The 20,283-nt window shown below is 67.5% G+C and carries 20 protein-coding genes; 11 read left to right on the top strand and 9 right to left on the bottom strand.

What is annotated here, in order from left to right:
• Positions 1–5: 5 nt before the first annotated feature.
• The 9 genes from ACGFZW_RS36970 (at position 6) to ACGFZW_RS36930 (ending at position 9,438) form a co-directional block, all read left to right on the top strand.
• The gene (locus tag ACGFZW_RS36970) at positions 6–155 is read left to right on the top strand and encodes a hypothetical protein (protein WP_393897718.1); all 150 of its coding nucleotides are present in this window, start codon (positions 6–8) and stop codon (positions 153–155) included.
• A 113-nt stretch (positions 156–268) separates the two neighbouring features.
• On the top strand, positions 269–1,525 hold the full coding sequence (locus tag ACGFZW_RS36965) for a hypothetical protein (RefSeq protein ID WP_393897717.1): 1,257 nt from the start codon (positions 269–271) through the stop codon (positions 1,523–1,525).
• Between the two features lie 144 nt (positions 1,526–1,669).
• A complete protein-coding gene (locus tag ACGFZW_RS36960; RefSeq protein ID WP_393897716.1) occupies positions 1,670–2,170 on the top strand; it encodes a hypothetical protein in 501 nt (166 codons plus the stop codon).
• A gap of 1 nt (position 2,171) precedes the next feature.
• The gene (locus ACGFZW_RS36955; RefSeq protein WP_393897715.1) at positions 2,172–2,807 is read left to right on the top strand and encodes a hypothetical protein; all 636 of its coding nucleotides are present in this window, start codon (positions 2,172–2,174) and stop codon (positions 2,805–2,807) included.
• 147 nt (positions 2,808–2,954) lie between these two features.
• The gene (locus ACGFZW_RS36950; protein WP_393897714.1) at positions 2,955–3,500 is read left to right on the top strand and encodes a GIY-YIG nuclease family protein; all 546 of its coding nucleotides are present in this window, start codon (positions 2,955–2,957) and stop codon (positions 3,498–3,500) included.
• A gap of 3 nt (positions 3,501–3,503) precedes the next feature.
• A complete protein-coding gene (locus ACGFZW_RS36945; protein WP_393897713.1) occupies positions 3,504–5,315 on the top strand; it encodes a hypothetical protein in 1,812 nt (603 codons plus the stop codon).
• A 24-nt stretch (positions 5,316–5,339) separates the two neighbouring features.
• Complete coding sequence (locus ACGFZW_RS36940; protein ID WP_393897712.1) at positions 5,340–5,720, top strand: hypothetical protein; 381 nt, start codon at positions 5,340–5,342, stop codon at positions 5,718–5,720.
• Between the two features lie 100 nt (positions 5,721–5,820).
• Positions 5,821–8,154 carry a hypothetical protein gene (locus ACGFZW_RS36935; RefSeq protein WP_393897711.1) on the top strand — a complete coding sequence of 778 codons (2,334 nt, stop codon included), beginning with the start codon at positions 5,821–5,823 and terminating at the stop codon, positions 8,152–8,154.
• A 615-nt stretch (positions 8,155–8,769) separates the two neighbouring features.
• Positions 8,770–9,438: a hypothetical protein gene (locus ACGFZW_RS36930; RefSeq protein WP_393897710.1), complete on the top strand. Its 669-nt coding sequence runs from the start codon at positions 8,770–8,772 to the stop codon at positions 9,436–9,438.
• A gap of 16 nt (positions 9,439–9,454) precedes the next feature.
• On the opposite strand, the gene ACGFZW_RS36925 is transcribed toward ACGFZW_RS36930, so the two are convergent.
• From ACGFZW_RS36925 to ACGFZW_RS36905, 5 genes are all read right to left on the bottom strand, one after another.
• The gene (locus tag ACGFZW_RS36925; protein ID WP_393897709.1) at positions 9,455–10,855 is read right to left on the bottom strand and encodes a pentapeptide repeat-containing protein; all 1,401 of its coding nucleotides are present in this window, start codon (positions 10,853–10,855) and stop codon (positions 9,455–9,457) included.
• Between the two features lie 68 nt (positions 10,856–10,923).
• Positions 10,924–11,535: a hypothetical protein gene (locus ACGFZW_RS36920; protein ID WP_393897708.1), complete on the bottom strand. Its 612-nt coding sequence runs from the start codon at positions 11,533–11,535 to the stop codon at positions 10,924–10,926.
• A 547-nt stretch (positions 11,536–12,082) separates the two neighbouring features.
• Positions 12,083–12,628 carry a recombinase family protein gene (locus ACGFZW_RS36915; protein WP_393897707.1) on the bottom strand — a complete coding sequence of 182 codons (546 nt, stop codon included), beginning with the start codon at positions 12,626–12,628 and terminating at the stop codon, positions 12,083–12,085.
• Between the two features lie 389 nt (positions 12,629–13,017).
• The gene (locus ACGFZW_RS36910; RefSeq protein WP_393897706.1) at positions 13,018–13,635 is read right to left on the bottom strand and encodes a hypothetical protein; all 618 of its coding nucleotides are present in this window, start codon (positions 13,633–13,635) and stop codon (positions 13,018–13,020) included.
• Positions 13,636–13,638: 3 nt separating this feature from the next.
• Positions 13,639–13,977 (bottom strand): PadR family transcriptional regulator, encoded by a 339-nt coding sequence (locus ACGFZW_RS36905; RefSeq protein ID WP_393897705.1) that lies wholly within the window; start codon positions 13,975–13,977, stop codon positions 13,639–13,641.
• 923 nt (positions 13,978–14,900) lie between these two features.
• On the opposite strand from ACGFZW_RS36905, the gene ACGFZW_RS36900 reads away from it, so the two are divergent.
• The gene (locus ACGFZW_RS36900; RefSeq protein WP_393897704.1) at positions 14,901–15,365 is read left to right on the top strand and encodes a hypothetical protein; all 465 of its coding nucleotides are present in this window, start codon (positions 14,901–14,903) and stop codon (positions 15,363–15,365) included.
• Positions 15,362–16,024: a recombinase family protein gene (locus tag ACGFZW_RS36895; RefSeq protein WP_393897703.1), complete on the top strand. Its 663-nt coding sequence runs from the start codon at positions 15,362–15,364 to the stop codon at positions 16,022–16,024. Before ACGFZW_RS36900 ends, ACGFZW_RS36895 begins: the two co-directional genes overlap by 4 nt.
• Before the next feature lie 119 nt (positions 16,025–16,143).
• Here ACGFZW_RS36895 and ACGFZW_RS36890 read toward each other — a convergent pair whose 3' ends face one another.
• The 4 genes from ACGFZW_RS36890 to ACGFZW_RS36875 all read right to left on the bottom strand — a co-directional run bounded on the left by ACGFZW_RS36890 (position 16,144) and on the right by ACGFZW_RS36875 (position 20,054).
• Entirely contained in the window at positions 16,144–16,896 is a 753-nt protein-coding gene (locus ACGFZW_RS36890; RefSeq protein WP_393897702.1) for a tetratricopeptide repeat protein, read from the bottom strand.
• Between the two features lie 938 nt (positions 16,897–17,834).
• Entirely contained in the window at positions 17,835–18,656 is an 822-nt protein-coding gene (locus ACGFZW_RS36885) for an HNH endonuclease signature motif containing protein (protein ID WP_393897701.1), read from the bottom strand.
• A 108-nt stretch (positions 18,657–18,764) separates the two neighbouring features.
• Positions 18,765–19,115: a hypothetical protein gene (locus ACGFZW_RS36880; RefSeq protein WP_393897700.1), complete on the bottom strand. Its 351-nt coding sequence runs from the start codon at positions 19,113–19,115 to the stop codon at positions 18,765–18,767.
• A 156-nt stretch (positions 19,116–19,271) separates the two neighbouring features.
• Positions 19,272–20,054 carry a hypothetical protein gene (locus ACGFZW_RS36875; protein WP_393897699.1) on the bottom strand — a complete coding sequence of 261 codons (783 nt, stop codon included), beginning with the start codon at positions 20,052–20,054 and terminating at the stop codon, positions 19,272–19,274.
• Positions 20,055–20,283: the final 229 nt, after the last annotated feature.

Raw genomic sequence — 20,283 nt, 5'->3', positions numbered from 1 at the left:
GCTACATGCGGCTGCTGCCGCCGGCCGACGCGATGCGCGATATCGACACCGCGCCGCTGAGCGAGCCGGATAGCGGGGCGATGACCCCGGCCGCCGTCGTCTGGCTGCGCCAGCACCTCGCGCGGGACGCCGCCGCGCTGCCCGCCCAGCGGTGATCCGGATACGCAGCCGGCGCCGCGACTGACCCAGGGGCGCAATGTCCCCCAACCGCAAGTGCCCCGGGCGGAGGTGACCGACCCGGGGCATTACTCGCACTGGAGATATAGCCATGAAAGCACAGGTTGAGGGCGTGTTCCAATCCCTCCCGGAGTGGTCCTGGAGCCTTGTTTCCGCGTTCTTGGTGGCCGTCGTTTTGGCCATCTGGAACAAGCGGAAGGCTCGTTCTCAGGTCGCGATCCAGATGGCCCCGCGCCCCCGCCCGGATAGGCGCAAGATCCGCACCGAAGAGGAGCGGAAGAAGCACCGGCGAACCGTCCTGGGATTCATGTCCATGGGAGTGGCCGGCACATTCGGTTTGTACCTCTCCCTGAACACGTCGCTTCGCTTCGGGGAAAAGCGGCTCCACCTTCAGGAAGAGACTCTTTGGACCCTGGGAATCGGCTTGGAAATGATCGTCGTGGGCCTGGCCATCTGGTCCTGGGCCTTCAACGACGCCGGCGCCGCCCGCGTCGGGTACGTCCTCGTCCTGGCCCAGGCCGTCGGCGCGTGGGAGGTCGCCTCCCTCGAGAAGGCGGACGCCGGCGTGTTCGTGTACCGGCTGGTCGGCCCGCTCATCCTCGCGTACGCGCTCCACAAGCTCCTGAAGCTCGAGGCGCGCCTGGGGAAGATCAACCTGAAGGGCGGCCTGGTCTCGAAGATCGTCCAGGACCAGAAGAACCGCCTGGAGGCGCGGCTGGGTATCGGTGGCCGCGGCGCTGACGCCGAGGCCATCGCGCGACAGAACGCGGCCGACAAGTACGTGGCTCTGAACACGCGCGGTAGTCGGCGGTGGTGGGAGACGCCAGGCCACTACAAGGCCGCCATGGTCAAGTCAGGGCGCGCCGCCCTGAAGGGCCTGGAGGGCATGGAGGAGATGTACGAAGAGGGCCGACTGACCGACCGGATCGCGCGGGAGAAGGGCATGAAGTCTGGTGCCGGCCACGTCCAGCCCATGCTCATGCGGGGACTGCGGTCGAACAGTTCGCCCGACGGACCGGACGCGGTTCTTCCGGATGACGCCAGTGCTCTGACCAGCGCGGCTTCACCGGCCGCACCCTCCGGCCGCAGCCAGGCCGCACCGGAGCCGCAGGAGGCCGCGGCCAGGCCACAGGAGGGCCGCGTGGTGACCGACACGGAGCGGAAGGAGGCCGCGTTTCGGATCTTCGCGGACCTGGACGACCCCTCCGGACGGAAGTTCCTGGACGCCTGGCGTTCCTTCCGGACCGCCGACGGCCAGAAGCTGGGCCTGTCCGACAAGGACGTGACGGTCCTCTTCAAGGACATGGTTGCGATCTTCGACCGGGCCGTGAACGACAACAAGGAGTAACCGAAGCGCTCAAGCGACATCGTCCCCGGCTCCCCTCCGGGAACGGTGTCGCCTGAACGGTTCAGGCACCACGACGGTCCCCGCTGACACGAGATCAGCGGGGACCGTCGGCTTTCCCCTCGACGAGCGAAGGAAGGAGACGGGATGGCCACGACGGTGGGATCCGCGCAGAACACGCCACGAACCACTCTCGCGAAGCCGGGCTTGGCACCCCCCGCGGTAATTCCGCCGGCCCTGGAGATCTGGGCGCCCGACCCCCCGACCTGGGGCCAGCGCATGATCCCCAAGGGGCTCCGGTCCGCGATGGCTGACCTGGGGCTTTGGCAGGAGCCGCGCCCCTTGAAGCCCTCGTACCACCTGATCCAAGTGATCGAAGTCTTGACCCGCTACGGCTGGTGCCAGTCCTTCGACTTCTCCCCCACCGGTCGCATGTGCATCAGGGGTGCCCAGACCTTTCTGGAATCCACCGGGCATGTGACCGCAATCGACCGGGGAAAGGCCGTGAATTACCTCCAGACCCAGCTGGCCCGTCAGGGCGTGAACATGCGGTTCTGGGAGTGGAACGACCTTTCCCGCAACACCTTCCGGGGTGTGGAGGCCACGATCTATGCGGCCTCCGGATTGGCGCGTAAGAACGGAGACTGAAATGACACCGGAAGAAGAGAGGGCTTTCGAAGTAATTCAGGCCGGAATGACGGCAGGAATGACCTTCGGAAATAGCACGCCGGACCCTTCTCCGTATGCCGACGAAGGGTCGTACGGACCCTCGGTGACAAAGCACAAGAAGGCCGGTCTGACCCGTCGTGGAAAGGTCGCCATCGCGGTGGCGGGAGTCGCGATCGCCGGAGGCGGAACCATCTGGTTCCAGGTTCATTCGGCGGCCGTCGCAAAGGACGAGAAAGAAGCCGCCGCCCTCCAGATCCAGATGAAGAAGCTAGAACTGCAGGAAATGAAGATGCGGAACGAGAAGGCAACCGCCGACAAGAAGGCCGAGATCGCCTCCGCCGGCAAGATCCAGGCATCCGTCGACAAGTGCGTGAAGGACTCCTCCGACCTGATTGGCAAGGGGTACGGAGCGCCCTCCAAGGGCGATGTCGTGGCGGGCTGCAAGCAGCAGTACGAAGCCACCGACGGGTCCGGCATGGAGGCCGCCGGCAACGCCCAGGACGCTGGTAGCGGAGGGGGCGGCGGGATCAACTCCCCCGCCCTGCTGGGTCTCGTTGCCGGTGGCGGCCTGGCCATCGCGGTGTTCGCGCGCAAGGGCAAGAAGGCCGACGCGTAGTCACCGAACGTATTCATTCTGGTTACTTACTCCTTCCCTCTCTACCGAAAGAACGCGGTCAGGGGGTCCATGCGACCCCTCCCGCCGACCTCGAGTTGAGAGGGAGGGAGTAAGTAAGTAACGGTGAGTGACCACTGAAGAGGGTGGATGAAGTACCGAAAGAGCGGCCGGCGCAGCGTTGACGGCCTGGTGTACGTGGTCGGCTCGGTCGCTGATCGACGCGTGAAGATCGGCACGTCCGCCAACCCGCACGGGCGCCTGGCGGAGCTACAGTGCGGGAACCCGAGCCCCCTCCAGCTCCTCGTCACGGTCGACGGAGGTCAGTTCCTGGAAGGGCTTCTCCACGATCTCCTGGCCCGCTTCAGGTCCAGCGGCGAGTGGTTCGACTTCGGGGAAGCGAACCCCGTGCGCATGATCGAAGACGCGGTGGCTCACCTCCGTGCCCAGGGCCTGTTCCCAGATGCGGAAGGACTGGAAGAGCTCCGCAACAGCCCTCCGCCAGCCACGGTGAGGGAGCGCGTACTGGAGGCCCTGGCCTCCCACGAAAAGGGCCTGACGCTGGATCAACTGGTTCGTGAATTGGGCGTAGTCGCCGGCCGCCTCTCTCCGAAGTTGACGGAATTCAAGAGGTCCGGTCATATCACCCATTCGAATCGTCACTGGCGACTGACGAAGAAGTCGAAGGAGGAATAAGCAATGGCGACCGATACGGCGCCCCCGGTCCCCGAGGGACCACCCGATCCGCCCGCTTCACCGGCCGCCAGCACCGCGTCGGCGCCGACCGGAGACACCGGCATCATGGCCGCTCTGATGGCTGCGGTGGAGCCGGCCCGACCCGTCAGCGCGACCGGTGCCGGTGCCAGGCCGGCCGGTGACGATCCGGCCGCGAAGGCGGACCCCGACGGAGTGGTAGGCCGCTCCTCCCCGGGCGTCACCAGCGGGTCGGTCAAGGCACCGGAGGACCTGACTGGTGCCGACTCCGACGCGGCCGGCGCCCGGTACAAGGAGGGTGTGATCAAAACGCTGATCCGGGCCGGTGCGACCCGCTGGGCAAAGGGCGGCGGGACAGCGAACAAGCGGTTGGACCTGGAGAAGGCCAGGGCTGGCGCACACCAGGTGAAAGAGGCCCGGAACACCACGGTCATGAAATCGCCTGGACTTCCCACCCGAAATGGCTCCGGAGGGGCCGGTGGAGGGGGCCAGAACTCCGGCGGCAATGGCGGCGGGAATTCAGGCCGTCATTCCACCGGAAGCGGCTCCACGGGTACCGGCCGCGGCGGGAGCGGCGGCGCCACCGGAGGTGGCGGGCGCGGCTCATCTGGCTCGACTGGAAGCGGTGGATCCGGCGGCGGGCGCGGTACCAGCGGAAGCGGTGGCAGGGCCTCGTCGAAGGACACCGGCTCCAAGGGGGCGACCGATTCGGGGAGCAAGGGGAAGGGTGGCTCCTCGGGGGATGCGGGAGCTGGCGGAAAGGCTGGCAAGGACGGAAAGTCCGGTGCCTCCGGTAATAGCGGTGGTTCGTCGTCCGGCAGTAACGCCGGCGGCTCGAAGGGCAAGGCTGACAAGGGCAAGGGTGCGAAGGCCGACCTGGAGAAGGGCGGCGGCAGCGGCCGGGGCTCGGGCGGTTCCTCCGGGGGCGGCGGATCCGGTTCGGGCGGCGGCGCCGCTAAGAACGGCAACAGCGGCAAGGACGGCGTCGCCGGCGGCTCGAACGGGACCGATGGGGGGCACAACCGGAGTTCGCTCCAGCTGTCGAGGGAGACCGGTCACGGCGACGGCTCGGCGGTCCGAGACGTGGTCGACCACGTGAAGGCGTACGCGAAGGGCGCGAAGGACGGATACCAGGACAAGAAGGGAGTGAACGGCATGGAACACGCACGGCTCGACAAGGCGCACGCCGACCACAAGGCGAAGCAGCAGGAGCCGAAGAAGAGCGAGACGAAGAAGCGGGGGGCGACGGTTACCGGCACCACCAGCCGGACGCTCGTCATCGCCCCGCCGGACGAAGGAGACGACGGAGTGAGTACGGACGTGAAGCCCCTCCGGGTCAAGCTGATCGACCCCAACGCCCTGACTCTGGGTACCGCCGGCGCGGCCGGCTCGATCAGCCGGAAGGAACTGCGCAACTTCAAGCAGTACGAAAGGAAGTTGGAGGCTAAGGAGACCCGCCTGATCAGGGTGGCCGAGGCGTGCAGGCAACTTGAGGCCGCCGCGCAGGACGAGGCGAAGGACTGCCAGCAGCTGGCCGAACAGGCGAAGTCCGTCAAGGGCGGGGAGAAGCTGGCCGGCAAGCTGACTCAGCTGGCCGACAAGGCGAAGGCCCAGGCGACGGAGGCCGCCGAACTGGCCAAGCGGGCGACGCGCGCCGCGGAGATGTGCAAGGTCGTGCTGACCAACATCGGCACCCGGTACGCGCCGTTGTACAAGGCCGTGGTGGACAGCGACGAGACGAAGCCGGCCGAGCTCCGCTTCTACAACGACAAGGGCTCCTACGCGCCTGCCGCGTAGGACCAGACGGGAGACCGATCGATCATGGCGGAGCTGACGTACAAGGCCCTCGTACGCAAGACGGAGGCCAAGGAGAAGGCCCTGGCCCGCAACGCGGAGGGCGTCAAGACGGCCGCGGAGAACATCAAAGCCCTGGCCGACGACACCGCCTCCGACGCGGACGCGCTGGGCGCGAAGTCCGTCGACCGCGACTCCCTGGCCGAATGCCAGGAGCTGGCGAAGGTCATCCGCGGGGTGTCTCAGGGCGCGATCGACTATGCGGCGAAGACGGCCGACACCGCGAAGGCCGCGAAGGCGGCCGGCGACCAGGCACGCACCACTCACGCCGGCTTCCAGGAAGCTTTCGACCGCTCAAGCGTGGACGGCCTGGAAAAGGTGTCGCGCGACTGGTTCGAGCAGGAATAGCACCACCACACCACCGGCGCGGCCGGCTCGGGGATCCCATCCCTCCGGGCCGGCCGCGCCCTTTGCGGATCGCCCAGGATCCAGACAGGAGTAGCCCCCGATGTCCACCATCACCAAGACCGTGCCGAACGCGGAGCCGGCGGAGCGCGCCGCCGCGGCGCTCCAGATCGCCCTCCCCGTCGGGGTGGGCATCCTGGCCCCCTACCTGGACCCGAACGCGGCGGCCTACGTCGGGGCCATCTTCCTGGCCGGTGCGACGTTCGCCGGCGCCAACTACATGAACCGCCTGGGCCGCTGGGCGAACCAGCTCCCCGGGATCGACATCGCGCGGGCCCACCGCGACACCATCGGGGTCTCCACGATCACAACCGGGATGGGCCTGGCTGTTGGCCAGTTGGGCGGAGTCGAGACGTCCGAGGCGCTGATGGCCGGTGTCTTCGAGCCGACCACCGTTCCTGGAATCCTGTCGCTGGGCTGGTGGGCCGCGGTCGTCTTCACCGGCTGGCGCCTTCGCCGTATCTTCGGCAGGCAGAAGATCGAGCTGGAGCAGGCGCAGCCGACGGCTCAGGCCGGCCCGACCAATGCCGGCGACCCCGCTCCGGTATCCCTGGCCGACAAGATGATTGCGGCCTGGGGGCGCGTGATCAGCGACCCGAAGACGGGACGCCACCGCCACCAGGTCCTGTCCGACGTCGTGATCTACGCGGACCGCTGGGAGGGCCGGATCACCGCGGCTCTGGGCGACTCCGTGAACGTGTCGAAGGAGGCCGTCTCCTCCCTCTTCGGCCGCTCGGTCGACGACATCACCATGAAGTACGGCGCGCACTCCGGAGAGGCGTTCATCACCGTCTGGTACACCCAGCGCGCGGAGCTGGACCCCTCCACCCTCCAGGGCGCCTGGAAGCGAGTCCGGGCGCGGGTCCTCCCCAAGACCCACCTGGAAGAGGTCGGCAAGGACGAGAACACCGGGGGCCAGGTGGCGCGTGTCGTGGCCGACGACGACCTGGACGCGCTCCCCCGCGTCGTCAACGTCGGGGAGCTGGCCGGCGCGCTCCGCCGCTCCATCGACCTCGTCTCCTACGAGCCGGGACGGCGCGATCCCAGGCGCGCGATCATCCGCGTCATGGACCACAACCCGCTGGAGGCCGGCCACGGCTTCCAGGGCCTGGACTCCCTGGTGGCCACCCCGGGCGGGTGGGTCAACATCGGGAAGATCGTCTCCGGATTCCCCGCGAAGATCCAGCTGTTCGACCCGAAGCTGGGCGCCCTCCACGTCGTGATCGCCGGTACCACCGGCTCCGGCAAGGGAGGTACGGGACAGATGATCAGCCTGGCCTACCACGCCAACAAGATGGCCCAGATCTACGGCGACCCGAAGGGCGCCAGCAACCCCGCGATCCCGAAGATGGCCGCCTACAGCGGCCTGACGAAGTACGGCGCGCTGGGCGCCATGCGGCTGTCCTGGTGGGTCCTTCAGCACCGGATCGAAGAGGCGGCCCGCCTGGACCTGAAGAACTTCGAGCCTTCCCCGATGCGGCCGTACTGCGCCACCCTGCTGGACGAAGCTGCCCAGATGCTGGCCCCGGGCGCACCGAACCGCAAAGAGGCCATCAAGATCGTCAAGGACGGTGCTTCCCTGACCCGCTCCCTGGGCATGCCCTGGGTCCTGATCAACCAGACGGTGAACCTGGACCAGTTGGGCGGAGAGCAAGCGATCCGCGCCAACCTTCTGGCGGGCGGAACCTGGATTATCCTCCGTACTGACAGCGACCAGGTGAACCTGGGCGACCTTCCCCCCGGCTTCGAGGGCCTGGACCCTTCCCTGATCCCGCCGGTATGGGTGGAGGAGGACGACGCGCTGGTCTACGACCCGACCATGGAAGAGTCGGACCCGCGCCGCACCTTCGGTCTGGGCTACGTCGCGGCACCGGGCGGGCGTGCCGGCATGATGCGGATCGACACCCTGGAGGATGCCACCGAGCACATCCGGCCGGAGAACATCATGGCTCCGGTCGACGTCCCCTGGTGGGGCGACCAGGCGCACATGGAGGAGCTGGCCCTGACCCCCATCCCCGGCTTCGAGGAAAAGGACGACGAGGGCGGGACCGATGAGGCTGGGACCTCGTTCGCCGGCGTCGACCTCCCGAAGGCCAAGGAGTTGACGTCGGAGGAGAAGGTCCTGGCCGCCCTCCGCGACGAGTCCGACCCCATGTACGTGGACATGGTCGACGAGGGCGACGAGATCGACCCCGACGACATCGATTACGTGGAGCGGGGCCAGCTGCTGGCCGCCTGCGGAGTGGCGGAGTCGACCTTCGCGAACGTGCTGAACAAGCTGGAGAAGGCAGGAAAGATCCACCGGATCAAGGAAGGGAAAGTCTCGAAGGTGGCCCTGGGCGGCCGCACGGAGAATGCCATCGACGAGGCCGCATAGCCGCTGCCACACAACGGCGCGCTTCCCATACGGGGGCGCGCCGTTCCAGTTCGCACTGAACCCCGCCCCAGACTCGGCGGCCACCACCGCGCCGACCATGGCCTATACCCACGCGCTGTAGCGACCGTCACCGCACAGCGGCTTGCCCGTTCCGGGACTGACCTCGGTCGCTCCGGACCGGACAGGCCGACCGGCCACCTCGTGCCGCGCCCCGCCGACACCAGCACGACGTCGGTGGGGCGCGGCGCTTGCTGTCCACCGACACCAGGAGGAACCGCTCGTGCTCATCCCCCGCCCGTGCCGCCGGATCGGCCGGTCCCGCTCGCAGCACCCGCGCCCCCACCACCAGCGCCGGTTGCCTGACCTGCCTAGCGCCGTGCCACAGCGGTAGAGCCCACCGCTGACGACGACGCCCAGGATGGCGAACGGCCCCTCATGCGAGGGGTGCACCCGCCTGGGGTTAGCCGCGCAATTCCCCTCCTCGCGCGCCCTGCAGGACCCGGGGGTTGGCCGCGCAACCCGGCGCCCGACCAGCGCAGGCGACAGCATTAACTGTCATATGCCGTACTGACAGCAACACTTGTCAAAGCGTCATGCGACAGGGAAACTTGTCGTATGACGCTGCCGATGGAGAACGACCCCGACTTCTGGACCCAGATCATGACCCTTCGGGAGCCCGCCTACAGCGAGCCCACCGAGGACGACGTGCTCGCCCTGCAGGACGACATCTTCGAGGCCGTGCAACGCATGGCTTCCGCGATCTCCCTGCGCGACCAGGACTACCGCGCCGCCGGGGTTCGCCCCGCTCCCGCCGCCGTGGTCGCCTCCCCCGACTACCAGCTCGCCACGCTGCACGCCCTGCGCCAGGCCGAGGGCGTCATCGAGACCTTCGCAGCCACCTCGGCGAAGAACGCCGGACACACCGGCGCCAGCTACACCAAGCTCGGCGCAGCCTGGGGCATCACCCGCCAGTCCGCCCGCCTGAAGTGGCCGGACGCCGCGCGGAAGCCCGGCGCCCGCCCCGTAGAGCTGGACATCGCCGGCGGCCGCGCCACCGTCACCCAGCTCTCCGACGACGACGGATACGTGTGGGAGGCCACCGCCGAGAACGGCGTCACAGAGCACGGCCAGGAACCGTACGGCAGCATCGCCGAAGCCGCCGCCCACGCCGGCGCCTTCCTCCAGCGGCACGCCTACGACCCCAGCGCCACCCATGGCGACTGCACCGAGCCTCACCGCGACAGCAAGGGCGAGTACGTCGACTGCGACGGGCAGCCCGTATAGCCCCCAGATGTTTGTGTCAGGGGGTGTTCGGGAGCCACGCCGCAGGCAGGCTCAGTCCCGGTGGCGGGGCCTGTCCCGGGGGCGGCACAAGGCCGGAAGGAGCCGCACCGTGCGCATCGGAGAAGCGCACGGTGCCGCCGGAGAACCCCGGGTGGTTGAAGGTGACCGTGCCCTGCGAGACGTCCGCGTCGTCGAAGCTGACCGTGCCGCCGCGGAACAAGGCCTGGGCGAAGGTGACCCTGCCGCCCGAGAACCTCGCAGAGAAAAAGCTGACCATGCCGTCACAGACCTCCGCGTCGTCGAAACTGACCCTGCCGCCGGAGAACTCGGCGTTGTCGAAGCTGACCGTGCCGCCGGAGAACTCGGCGTGGGCGAAGGAGACCCTGCTGCCGGAGAACTCGGTGTCGGCGAAGGAGACCGCTCCGCCGAAGAACCTCGTGGCCACAAAGGTGACCGTGCCGCCGGAGAACACCGAGCGGGCGAAGGCGACCGTTCCGCCTAAGAACCCCGCGCCGAAAAAAGCGACCGCGCCGCCGGAAAACTTCGCATCGCAGAAGGTGACCGTGCCGTCGGAGACTTCTGCGTCGCCGAAGCTGACCGTGCCGCCGCAGAACTCGGCGTTGTCGAAGGTGACCGTGCCGTCGGAGAACACCGCGTGGTTGAAGGTGACGGTGCCGTCGGAGAACACCGCGTGGTTGAAGGCGACCCAGCCGCCGGAGAACTCCGCCCCGTCGAAGGTGACCGAGCCGCCGGAGAACATGGCACGCGAGAAGTCGCCACCGTCGAAGACCACGTTGGTGAAGTCCAGGTCGTGTCCTTGCCAGGAGTGTGGGTGGCCGGCGGGGAGGCGGAGGTGGTCACGGAGGAGGCGGATGACTGTGTGCCGGACCTCCCGCAGGGCCAAGTACGCGTGCCGGGCGGCCGCGTCGTCTGTGGGTAGGTCGTCCTGAGCGGTGTAGGGCAGGCGGAGGTAGGCGCACAGGACGTCGATACAGGTCTGTCGCAGGGCGCGGGTGGGGGCGTCGTCGGCGAGGCCGGCCAGGGCGTGCACGCCACCGAGGCGGACCGCGGCGGACTCCTCGCCGAGCTGGGAGACGGAGGTGGTGAACCGCTCGGTGTGCAGCCGGGTGGCTTCCCGCAGGGCGCCGTCCTCGTCGACCCGCTGGCGCCGGTAGGCCACGACCAGAGCCACCAGAGCGCCCGCTCCGGCGACCACCCCGAGGGACAGCTTCACCAGCTCGAACAGCGTGCTGGAGGTGAGCTGGTGCTCGGGCTTCAGGCTTTGAGCGCCGAGCAGGTCCCAGCCGGCGAAGAACGCGCCGACGGCCACGGCGATCGCCGTGGCGAAGGCCGCGGGCAGGACGATCCAGACGTGCCACAGGCGCAGGCTGCGCTGGTCGGCACCGGACCGGGGCAAATGAAGATTCACACCCACCGAGACCGCTCAGCCCCTCCTGCTGGTTGCAGGAGGGGCTGAGCGGGACTTCAGTCCTTGGAGTTCGACACCAGCTCGGGGTCGAGGAAGCGGGCGAAGCGTTGATATGCGGCCTGACGGGTCGTACCCAGGGCCCGCCCGATCGCCTTCCAGGTCTGGCTGTCCAGGCGTGCGGCCGCGCCGGCCGAGGGCGCCACGTCGCCGACGAGCTTCTCCAGGCGTCCGACCGCGGCGAGCACTGCCATCGGGCGCTCAGCCGACAGCTCCTGCAGGAGCTGTTCCACGTTGCGGAGCGCCTCGTGCAGCGCGCGCGGCATCGCCACCCCGCGCAGGGCGTCGATGTGCTCGTACCGCCACGCCGCGAACGGGCCGGTGTCGGCCTCCCACCCGTCCGTTCCCTCATGGTCGGCGAAGTCCACGGGGAAGGTGTCAGCAGAGCGCCAGCCGCACGCGCACGCAGCCCGCACCGCGACCGCGAGAGGCCGGTCATCCTGTCCGTTGTAGAGCCACCAGGCGCTGTTCGGGCTTGAGCCGGTGCCACCGCCGGGCAGAGAGAACGTCTGCTGGACCGGCTCCGGTTCGCTCCCGTCGGCGAGGACCGCCACCGGGTAGCCCTCGTGGTCGTACAGGTCGTCATCCGGCTCGTCGTGAACCCAACCCATGTCAAGCCCCCTTTACGTCGATGCGTCAAGAGTCCTTTACGCACGGCCCCCTGTGTCAAGGATCCTTTACGTAATGCCCGGATCCGCGCCGGAGTGGTGGCCGGTCGACGAAACCGCGCTCCCATAGTCATGGACCCCGGATAAGCTCCCCATATCCGGATTTCTAGGCCGTACGGGCCATGGCGCCGGGTATCCGCTCGCCCGTACCCTGCGAGGCGGGATTGTGTGGGCATGGGGTCTCCGGGGCGGGGGGTTTTGTCGGCAACAACAACCCCTCGTTTCCTCCTCAAACACGAAGGAAACGATCAACGTGTTGCCACCCAACCTGCGGTCTCTGCTCTCGTTTCTCCTGATCCTCCCGTTGTGCCTGTTCGTTTTGCTCTCGACACCGGCTTGGTTGTGCTGGTTGTTCGTGAGTGAGGCGAAACAGCGGGTTCTGATCGAGGTGCTGCAGAAGCTCGTCGACTGGACGCGCGTCTGCAGGGGGAGATAGCACTGACTGAGAGGGGCGCCGACTACGGTCGACGCCCCTCGTGCTTCGCGTGCCTCAGCACTTGTGCGTCACGGTTCGGACTGCATGACTGTGTTGGCTTGCTCGCTCGGTACAGCTAGTAACGGTAGAGAGCGTTCCGCTTCCGGTTGGATGGCCATCGTCGTGCCTCGCATACGCCGGCTCGCGCTGAAGGTCGCGCTGGAGTTCGCCGGCGGCGGCGAGGGTCTGCACCATGAACTTCACGGTGGACAGCAACTCGCCGGTGCGCGGGTGGCGGGCGGTGAGGTCCATCGCGGAAAAGGCGCCGTCGTGGATGCGCAGGGCGAGGCGGTCGCGGTGCAGGACGTCGAGCATGTCCAGGATGTGCCCGGTGCCGCGCACGAGGCGGAACATCTCGGAGATGTGCACGGTGTCGCCCGGCCGCGCGCAGTCGAGGAGCGCGCGGAACTTCGGCCGCTGAAGGGGATGGAGGCGGCTGGAGGTACCCGGGTCCTCCTCGAAGACGACCGGGTCGTCGATCCCGGCCTCGTCCAGGACGAAATTCTGCCGGGCGGTCGACTGCTGGTCGGTCGAGACCCGCTTGTAGACCAGGTTCGCCACCGTGGGGCCCCTTCCGTACGGAGGAATGACTCGCCTCACCGGGATTGCACAGTGCTGACGAGAGGATCGCCCCATGACCACCGCCCCGCCCGCGCCACGCTCCGTCCCCTTGACTTGCCCCTCTGAGCAGGTCGGCAGGTGTGCGCGGTGCCAGCAGCCGTGTCACAGGTACGGATTTGGTGGGAACCCGCTGTGCGTCCTGTGCCTGGCAGACGTCCGCCAGAAGGAGCAGAAGCCGGGACAAGCCGCCTGACCGACGGGTGGCTCGTCGCTGCTTACGGCCGGTCCGCCATAAGCAGCGGCCACGCCAGCACGGCCACAGCGCACGAAACGAGGCGGCGCCGAAAGCTTCTTCGACACCGCCGAGTGATATGCCAGGGGGGCTCTACTTACTTCTTGCTAGCGGCCCTCCTGCGCCGCTCGGCCCGAACGAGGTAGATGACACGCAACAGCAAAGGGAGGACAAGGAAAGCAACTGCAAAAGTGATAAGACGAGTTGTTTCGGAGAGGCCAAGACTGGCTGCTGCCGCTTCGAAGGTCGCCGCGATGGTCATCATGTATGCGGTGATACGGAGGAGGGTCCAGGATTGAATACTTTTCACCCAGTCCCTGAAGCGCCTCCGGGGCTGCCGCTTGGCAACGGCGGTCATCCGTGCGCCACCGACGGCCAGGGGAATGGCGAAGGCCATGGCTTGCAGGAAGCGGCTCGCGGGGCCGCATCCCGGGTCCGTGAGACAGGCGTGCAGCTCCGGCTTCCACTCTCCCTCGTACAGCTGCTTCCACTCGTCGCGGGACATACCGAGCCGAGCCAGCCGCAGCACCAGGAACGGGACCCTTTTGGTGATGCGACGGGTCGCCGCCATGAACAGGTCCCACACAATCGCAATGACGATGGCCGCCACCACGGCGGCCACCCATTCGGGCGGGGTCACACCGAGAAGATGTGACCCCGAGTCCATCGCTCCAGTCATGGCGGACAAGACTTCGGTTGTGTCGTTGGTACTCATTTCTTAGGTTCCTTTCGGTTGCACCCCTGGCATAGGGCCAGGGGTGGCTTTGGGTAGGCGGAACTGTTCGCTGAGCTCAGCGAGTTCCTGGCGGGCCGCACGGACGCCTTCGCCCGTGATCGTGTAGTAGCGACGAGCCGGTCGGCCTTCCTTCTGCGGGTCGATGTCCTCGGTCTTGCCGGCGATCCATTCGGCCTTCTCCAAGCGCGCCAGGATCGGGTAGAGAGATCCACTCGACAGGCTGGCCTGCTTCATCAGTTGCATGCCGTAGTGCTCCGCCTGCGGGTCTTCGAGAAAGACCCGCAGCAGCCGGGCAACGGTGGGTGTCACCTGCATAGTCATACCTCCAGTATACCAGACCTCTATCGCATCGCGACATAGGGTCTGAGCTGCATAGTCGTGATTCGGCATAGGCATGGTTGCTTGCCGGCATAGGGGTAGTGTGCGGCCTCCTCGGCCATCCGCCGGGCTTGTCGCCGTTCAGGCATTCGTGCGGCCTGAATGCGGCAAGTTCGACATCCGCCGGCGGCCAGCGCAGGGGTCGAGCGCAGTAGGTGGACCGGCCGGAACTTCTCGCGGCTCCCGGGTCGGCCCAGGTCGATGGCGGCGAGGGGTGGAGGGTGGCAAGCGCCCGCGAGGTCATAGCGACCTTTGTCAAGATCGGCATCGAGTCCTCCCATATCGATCGCAACGGACAATCTGGCTTTACCTGTGTAACTCAGGACTCACCGGGCTAACAGGTGCCGAACGGGAGAAGTCTGCCTGCTGCGCTGTCCGCGCTGGACATAGCCGAGGAGCGTTGCGCATCGCTCGGGCGGCCGCAGGCCGGATGCGCCGAAGCGCTGGAGGTGTGCCCGAAGCCGGTCGTACGCTCGGGTCACCTACCCGGGGTGCTGTCGGTCGCGGACGAAGTGGACCACCGTGCATCGTCGGCAGTTTCGAAGTCGCACCCCGCCCTGCTCAGCGACACCCGCGCCACGCTCCGCCCCCTTGACTTGCCCCTTTGAGCAGGTCGGCAGGTGTGCGCGGTGTCAGCAGCCGTGCCATAGATACGGATTTGGTGGAAACCCGCTGTGCGTCCTGTGTCTGGCAGACGTCCGCCAGAAACGGCAGAAGCCGGGACAAGCTGCCTGACTGGTGGCCGGCCGGTTCTGCGCGCGGAGAAGGGGCTGGACGATCCCCGCCGGTCCCTCCGGCGCCCTTGCTCCCTCCCCCGCCGAGAGCGCGGTGAACCGCCGGCCCGTCCTTGCGGCAGGATCTTCGCCATGGACTCCGCCGTCATAGCCGCGCTCATCACCACGCCTACGGCTGTCCTCGCCGCCGCGGCCGCCTACGCCGCCGGCCGCGCACAAGCGCGAGCAGCCCATCGCGGCCCCGTGGACGCCGTCCGCCGGCAACACCAGCGCGAGGCATACGCCGCCCTCGTCGCTGAGACCGCCAAGTTCGAGAGCCACATGTTCCGGGTGTACCTCGGCACCATCGACCCCAGGCAGCGCCATCGGAGCGGCACTCTCGCCGGCGAGGACAATGAAGCTCTTGTCTTCGCCGCCGCAGCCGTCCGCCTCGAAGGGCCGACGCACCTCGCTGATCTGGCCCGCGGGATCGAATCGTTTGTTGACGGTTGCCGGTCGAGGACCCGAACCACCCCGACGCGCCGTCAAAAACCCCTTCAAAAACCCGAGGCTTCAACAACCTCTCGAAGACCCTTTTCTGAGACGATCGACGGGTGACGACGACCCACGAAATCGACGATCTGCTCGCGGCCGCGCCCGCCGTCCCGACGAACATCCGGATCGGGTACGCCCGCGTCTCGACCAAGGGTCAGCTGCTCGACCGCCAGATCGACAGTCTTAGCGCCGCCGGGTGCCGCCGGATCTTCGCCGACAAGAAGTCGGGGAAGAACGCCGAGCGCCCCGAACTCAAAGCCTGCCACGATTTCCTCGCGGAGGGTGACACGCTCGTCGTGCCGTACCTCAACCGCTACGGCCGGTCCCTGCAGGACCTGGTGAACATGGTCGCCGAGCTCCGTGCCCGCGGCATCGGCTTCCAGAGCCTGCACGAGGCCCTCGACACCACCACCCCCGGCGGCCGCCTGATCTTCCACGTATTCGCCGCCCTAGCGGAGTTCATCCGCGAACTCATCGTCGCCGGCACCCACGAGGGCCTGGCCGCCGCACGGGCCCGCGGCAAGACCGGCGGCCGCCCGACCGTAGTCAACGCCGAGCTGATCCGCGCCGCCCGCGACATGCTCCCCAACCCCGAGAACAGCGTCGCCAGCATCGCCCGCATCCTCGGCGTCTCCGTCGGCACCCTCTACAACCACATCCCGGACCTTCAGGAACTGCGGACCAGCCGCGCCCCGCGCCAGATCGAGCCCGCAACCCACTGATGCGCGGCCCTCATCTGCAACCCGATCCTTGAAACTCTCGCAGCTGAGACCCGGTAACAGTCAGAGCGGACTGCCCCGATCCCCTTCATACCTTGGGCATGGCTAGGAGGACATCGCGGTCAGGGGTCGCCGGCGGCCCTCCCGCGCCATTTGGCGAGATCCTTCCGGGCGTCCTCGGATTTGGGGGAGTCGGGGCCGTAGAGTCGGTCTAGGTCTCGCACGAGGTCGGCGAGGCCGGCTGCAGCCCCTTCTGCATCACCAGCATCCCCGAGATAGTCGGCAGCCTGGTGTCGGGCGAACAGGGTCTTGGGGCGGTCCGGGCCGTCGGTGCGTGTCCGGGCTCGCACGATGTCGGCGAAGGTGGCTGCGGCCTGTGCGGCGTCACCAGCATCCCCGAGCCGGTGCGCGAGATTCTCTCGGGCGTCGAGGGTCTTGGGGTGGTCGGGGCCGTGGACGCGTATCCGGTCTCGTACGACGACGTCGGCGGCGGCTGCGGCTTCTGCCATGTCGTCACCATCCCCGAGCCAGTGCGCGAGATCCTCTCGGGCGTCGAGGGTCTTGGGGTGGTCGGGGCCGTGGACGCGGGCCAGTTCTGCGGCGCGGTGCGTGAGTGCGGCGGTTGTAGCCTCATCTTCGTCCCCCTCCCCGCTCCGATCGGCGATCGAGCGTCGGCGTTCGAGGTTCTGGGGGTAGTCATTGGCCAAGGGGGAGGCAGCCGGCAACTGGCTGCCCAGCTCGATGGCTTCCGGGTGCTCGCTGCCGTCAATCGTGGCTCTGATGGCCGCGTCCAGGTCGGAGGCGGGCTCGGGGCAGTCTTCAGCAGCCGCCGCCGCGTCCCACAGTACGTAGAATCGCTTGACTTCGTGCTCCACCGGCGGACCACCTGGTACACGGCTGGCCAGCTCACGCACGAGCAGCTCCAACAGCCCCCACCCGGGCAGGCGCGGCTTCGTGAAAACGTCGTGGATACCGCTAGGGCTGGCCACTCCTTGACCGAGCGCGCTGGACATCTCGCGGACCGAAGGCCACCCGCGGGCGCGTCGATGCAAAGTGTGCAATTCGTCGCTCAGCCGCTTGCGCGGGCCTGGGGCGAATAACGGTGCGGTGAGTTTGGCCATGAGCGTCCCCGAAGTAGCTGTCCAGAACTGTCCAACGCTGTCCAGCCGACAAAGTACAGCGTCCGCTGCAGTGCGCTTTACGTGTGGATTAGTGATGGACCCGTCAGCGCACGTAAACAGCCACTTCTGCTGTCCGAGCATGGGTTGAGAACGAAGACAGAACCCAGGAGGACAGATGCTCGACACAGCCTTGGACCTGCTGGCCGAGGGCCTGTTAACCCAGTTGCCTGCCAGCGTGATTACAGCCCTTGCCACTGCTCTTGGCGTGCGGGTGACTCGTCGTTGGCGGAAGCCAGAGGTTGGCGCCCACGGGGCGCAGCGGCCAGAGCCTGGTGGAGAAACCGAGAACGCGCCGTGCCCTGCTGATTGACGCCGGCATGGACTGAGGCTGATCTGCGCGCTGTCGACTCCCCTCGCCCTAGTCGAGTAGCCCGCTGCGCGATGCAGCAGGGGGCGTTGTGGCAGGAAAGTCTTTGACCGCACGGTGGCGTTTGCACGCACCGGGGCGGCCACTGGGAGTCTCGCCTCAGGACCCGGCAGACACGCCTACGGCGCCCCGCCGTACGGGTGGCGGGCCCAACAGAAAGGCGAAGGGCCCGGCCTGATGGCCGGGCCCCCCGAGGTCGGCTGTCCACGACGACAGAGGAGCGTTGATCTCACGCCCACCACGGCCCGGCGTGCACCCGGAGGTGCTATCGGGCAAAGCGCGTGTGACTCACTGCGTCGGCGGCCCTCATCGCCTTGTCCGCGGCTTTCGAAAGGATCCTCGCGTTGTCCGGGAGGTTGATGAGGGAGTCGGCAGCATCGGCGAGGACCGCGGCGTTGTCTTCCAGGTTCCTGAGGGTGCTGGCCGCCCTGGCCAGCGTGCTGGCGTTGTCCTCCAGGTTCTTCAGGCTGTCGGCGGCCCGGGCCAGCATGTAGGCGCTGTCCTCCAGGTTGGCGAAGACGTCTGCCGATCTGTGCAGCTTCCTGATCCCGTCCTCGGAGATCCCGAAACCGTGGACCCTTGGGTCCGCCAGTTCCTTGGTGGCCACCCTGAGCAGGTCCGCCAGTTCCGGGGCTGTCTTGGCGAACTCATCCAGCGCCGGACCGAGACGGTCGACGATCTCGCTCTGAGCGCTAGTGATCATTTCGCTGAGCTCGTTCCGGGTGAGCTCGCCCAGTCCCGCGAGGGCGTCTAAACCATCGGCCTCACGGGCGTGCTTCCAGGCCAGCAGTACCTTCACGGGGTACTGGTCACTGCCGGGTCCGTCGACTTCCTCGTGATGGGGACCGCATAGCAGAAGGAGGTTGTCGAAGCTGTTGCGCTCTTTCACCGACCACGCCGCGTCGAATCGCTTGCCTCCTTCCTCGAAGGCCCGGATGTGGGCGATCTCCAGGTTGAGCCGGGGCGCGCCATTGATCATGCGGATGGTGGGGACGTTGCAGTCTGGCCAGTAACACCCGCCGCGGGCCAGAGTCATCAGTGCGGCGATCGTGGCGTTGCTGTAGTAGCGGCGTGATTTCTTGTCCACTGGGCTCTCCTTGGGCGACGGATACTCGCGTGGACGGTAGCGGCGAGCACTGACAAGGGCTGGTGGCCTCTCGATCGAGGCCACCAGGTGCACCAAGCCTCGCCGGGGCTACCGCTTTTCGGAGCTGGTGGTGACCGCGTGAGAGGTGCCGGGCGTCGGGTGCTTTCCGGGAGCGGTCTTGGGGGCTGTGCCGCCCCCGCCCAGTGAGGCCAGGACGAGTATCAGCAGCAGCAGACCCGTGCCCCCGCCTGCTGCCGCCGCCACGGCCGGAGCGCCGAGACGCCGGGAATGGGGTTGGACATAGCGCCCGTTGCGGTAGTGCCCGCGGACGTGCGTCGTCGACTCCGCCGACACGTACTGAGGTCGGGAGACGGTCGAGGCGACCCGGCGAGGAGCGGGGGTTCCGGCGGGGGGACGCGGCAGCCGCGGGCCTGGTGCGGCGATGGTGGGGCCGAACAAACGGGTTCCACCGACTCCCTGGCCTACAACATGAGCTCTCTACCTGGTGTGTTGAACGGCCACAGCCCGTACTGTTCCGACGGGCGCGGCGCCTCCGTCCGATAGAGGCGGAGGTGCCCTGATCTGCTGTGATTGGGTGCGGCCGATGATGTCGCGTCATGAGGGCGGAGCATTTGGCTTCAGGATCCGCGCGCGGTGTGCTGCCGGGAAGCGTGTAGCGTCCGGGTCCAGAAAATCGATGACGGCCACCAGCTCGTGCTGAACGCGTATGAGCCGGTCGAGGCGCTGTGCTGATGGGGACGACAGCGAGTCGATTTCCCGGCCGAGGCGGGCGAACCAGCGGCTGAATAACGCGTCATTCTCCAGGCGCTCCACGAACTGGACGTAGCCGAGGCATCGTTGGCCAAGCGCGTCCTCGGCGGCGGCCGTGTCCACGAGACACTCCCCGATCGCGCGCTGCTCGTCGCGGAAGAGGCGCAGGATGCTCGTACGCGCGTACCAGTCGGTGTTGGCGAAGGCGTGGCTGACGGTGTCCAACCGCGTGCTCAGTTGCCGGGTGCGCTCACCGCTGCCGAGATCTAGGTACTGGATGTCGCGGCGAAGGATCTCTGCCCAACCGAAAAACTGCCCCAGCCTGAACAGTGTGCTGTTTTGTGCGTACTGCCACTCATCCGGGTCACCACTCTCACTGTGCCTGTCGAAGAAGCCGAGGGCGACGATGTTGTACAGGCGGGACTGCAGGTCGAAGGCTGCGTGCAGCAGAGGCTCGCGGTAGCGGCTAGCGATCTCCGCGACTTCATCCTCTCTGCCCCTGTCGTAGCGCTGCATCTCCAGGCCATGCTGGAGGCGCGCGGTGCGGGCGGCGCTGCGGGAACTTACCGCGACGCTGACCAGCGCCACCGTCGCAGAGATGAGACTGACCCACAGTTCGATGTGCATCCCCTTACGGTTGGCGACCCACTCGGGAGCCGGATCGGGCTACCGGCGCCGCAGGAATGCTGCAGCCCACGCCCCCTCGCGGACGTAAGAATTCTTGCCTACGGCAGCTCCCCAGCGCTAGGCCGAACGCGACGGCTAGGGCGTTTCGTTCGGATCATCGGATCGTTGGTCCGGGTGTGCCGTTGACTGACGCGCAGTGGGCGCGAATTGAGCCGTTACTTCCTGATCG

Origin of the sequence: Streptomyces sp. NPDC048248, assembly GCF_043201875.1 — a bacterium.
Lineage (GTDB): Bacteria > Actinomycetota > Actinomycetes > Streptomycetales > Streptomycetaceae > Streptomyces.
This window is presented reverse-complemented; position numbering and strand designations above follow the sequence as displayed.

Coding starts and splice junctions, on each gene's coding strand:
- ACGFZW_RS36930 (WP_393897710.1), top strand. CDS start 8,770: ATGACGCTGCCGATGGAGAACGACCCCGACTTCTGGACCCAGATCATG.
- ACGFZW_RS36910 (WP_393897706.1), bottom strand. CDS start 13,635: ATGAGTACCAACGACACAACCGAAGTCTTGTCCGCCATGACTGGAGCG.
- ACGFZW_RS36950 (WP_393897714.1), top strand. CDS start 2,955: ATGAAGTACCGAAAGAGCGGCCGGCGCAGCGTTGACGGCCTGGTGTAC.
- ACGFZW_RS36940 (WP_393897712.1), top strand. CDS start 5,340: ATGGCGGAGCTGACGTACAAGGCCCTCGTACGCAAGACGGAGGCCAAG.
- ACGFZW_RS36965 (WP_393897717.1), top strand. CDS start 269: ATGAAAGCACAGGTTGAGGGCGTGTTCCAATCCCTCCCGGAGTGGTCC.
- ACGFZW_RS36955 (WP_393897715.1), top strand. CDS start 2,172: ATGACACCGGAAGAAGAGAGGGCTTTCGAAGTAATTCAGGCCGGAATG.
- ACGFZW_RS36970 (WP_393897718.1), top strand. CDS start 6: ATGCGGCTGCTGCCGCCGGCCGACGCGATGCGCGATATCGACACCGCG.
- ACGFZW_RS36920 (WP_393897708.1), bottom strand. CDS start 11,535: ATGGGTTGGGTTCACGACGAGCCGGATGACGACCTGTACGACCACGAG.
- ACGFZW_RS36875 (WP_393897699.1), bottom strand. CDS start 20,054: ATGCACATCGAACTGTGGGTCAGTCTCATCTCTGCGACGGTGGCGCTG.
- ACGFZW_RS36900 (WP_393897704.1), top strand. CDS start 14,901: ATGGACTCCGCCGTCATAGCCGCGCTCATCACCACGCCTACGGCTGTC.
- ACGFZW_RS36935 (WP_393897711.1), top strand. CDS start 5,821: ATGTCCACCATCACCAAGACCGTGCCGAACGCGGAGCCGGCGGAGCGC.
- ACGFZW_RS36905 (WP_393897705.1), bottom strand. CDS start 13,977: ATGACTATGCAGGTGACACCCACCGTTGCCCGGCTGCTGCGGGTCTTT.
- ACGFZW_RS36945 (WP_393897713.1), top strand. CDS start 3,504: ATGGCGACCGATACGGCGCCCCCGGTCCCCGAGGGACCACCCGATCCG.
- ACGFZW_RS36960 (WP_393897716.1), top strand. CDS start 1,670: ATGGCCACGACGGTGGGATCCGCGCAGAACACGCCACGAACCACTCTC.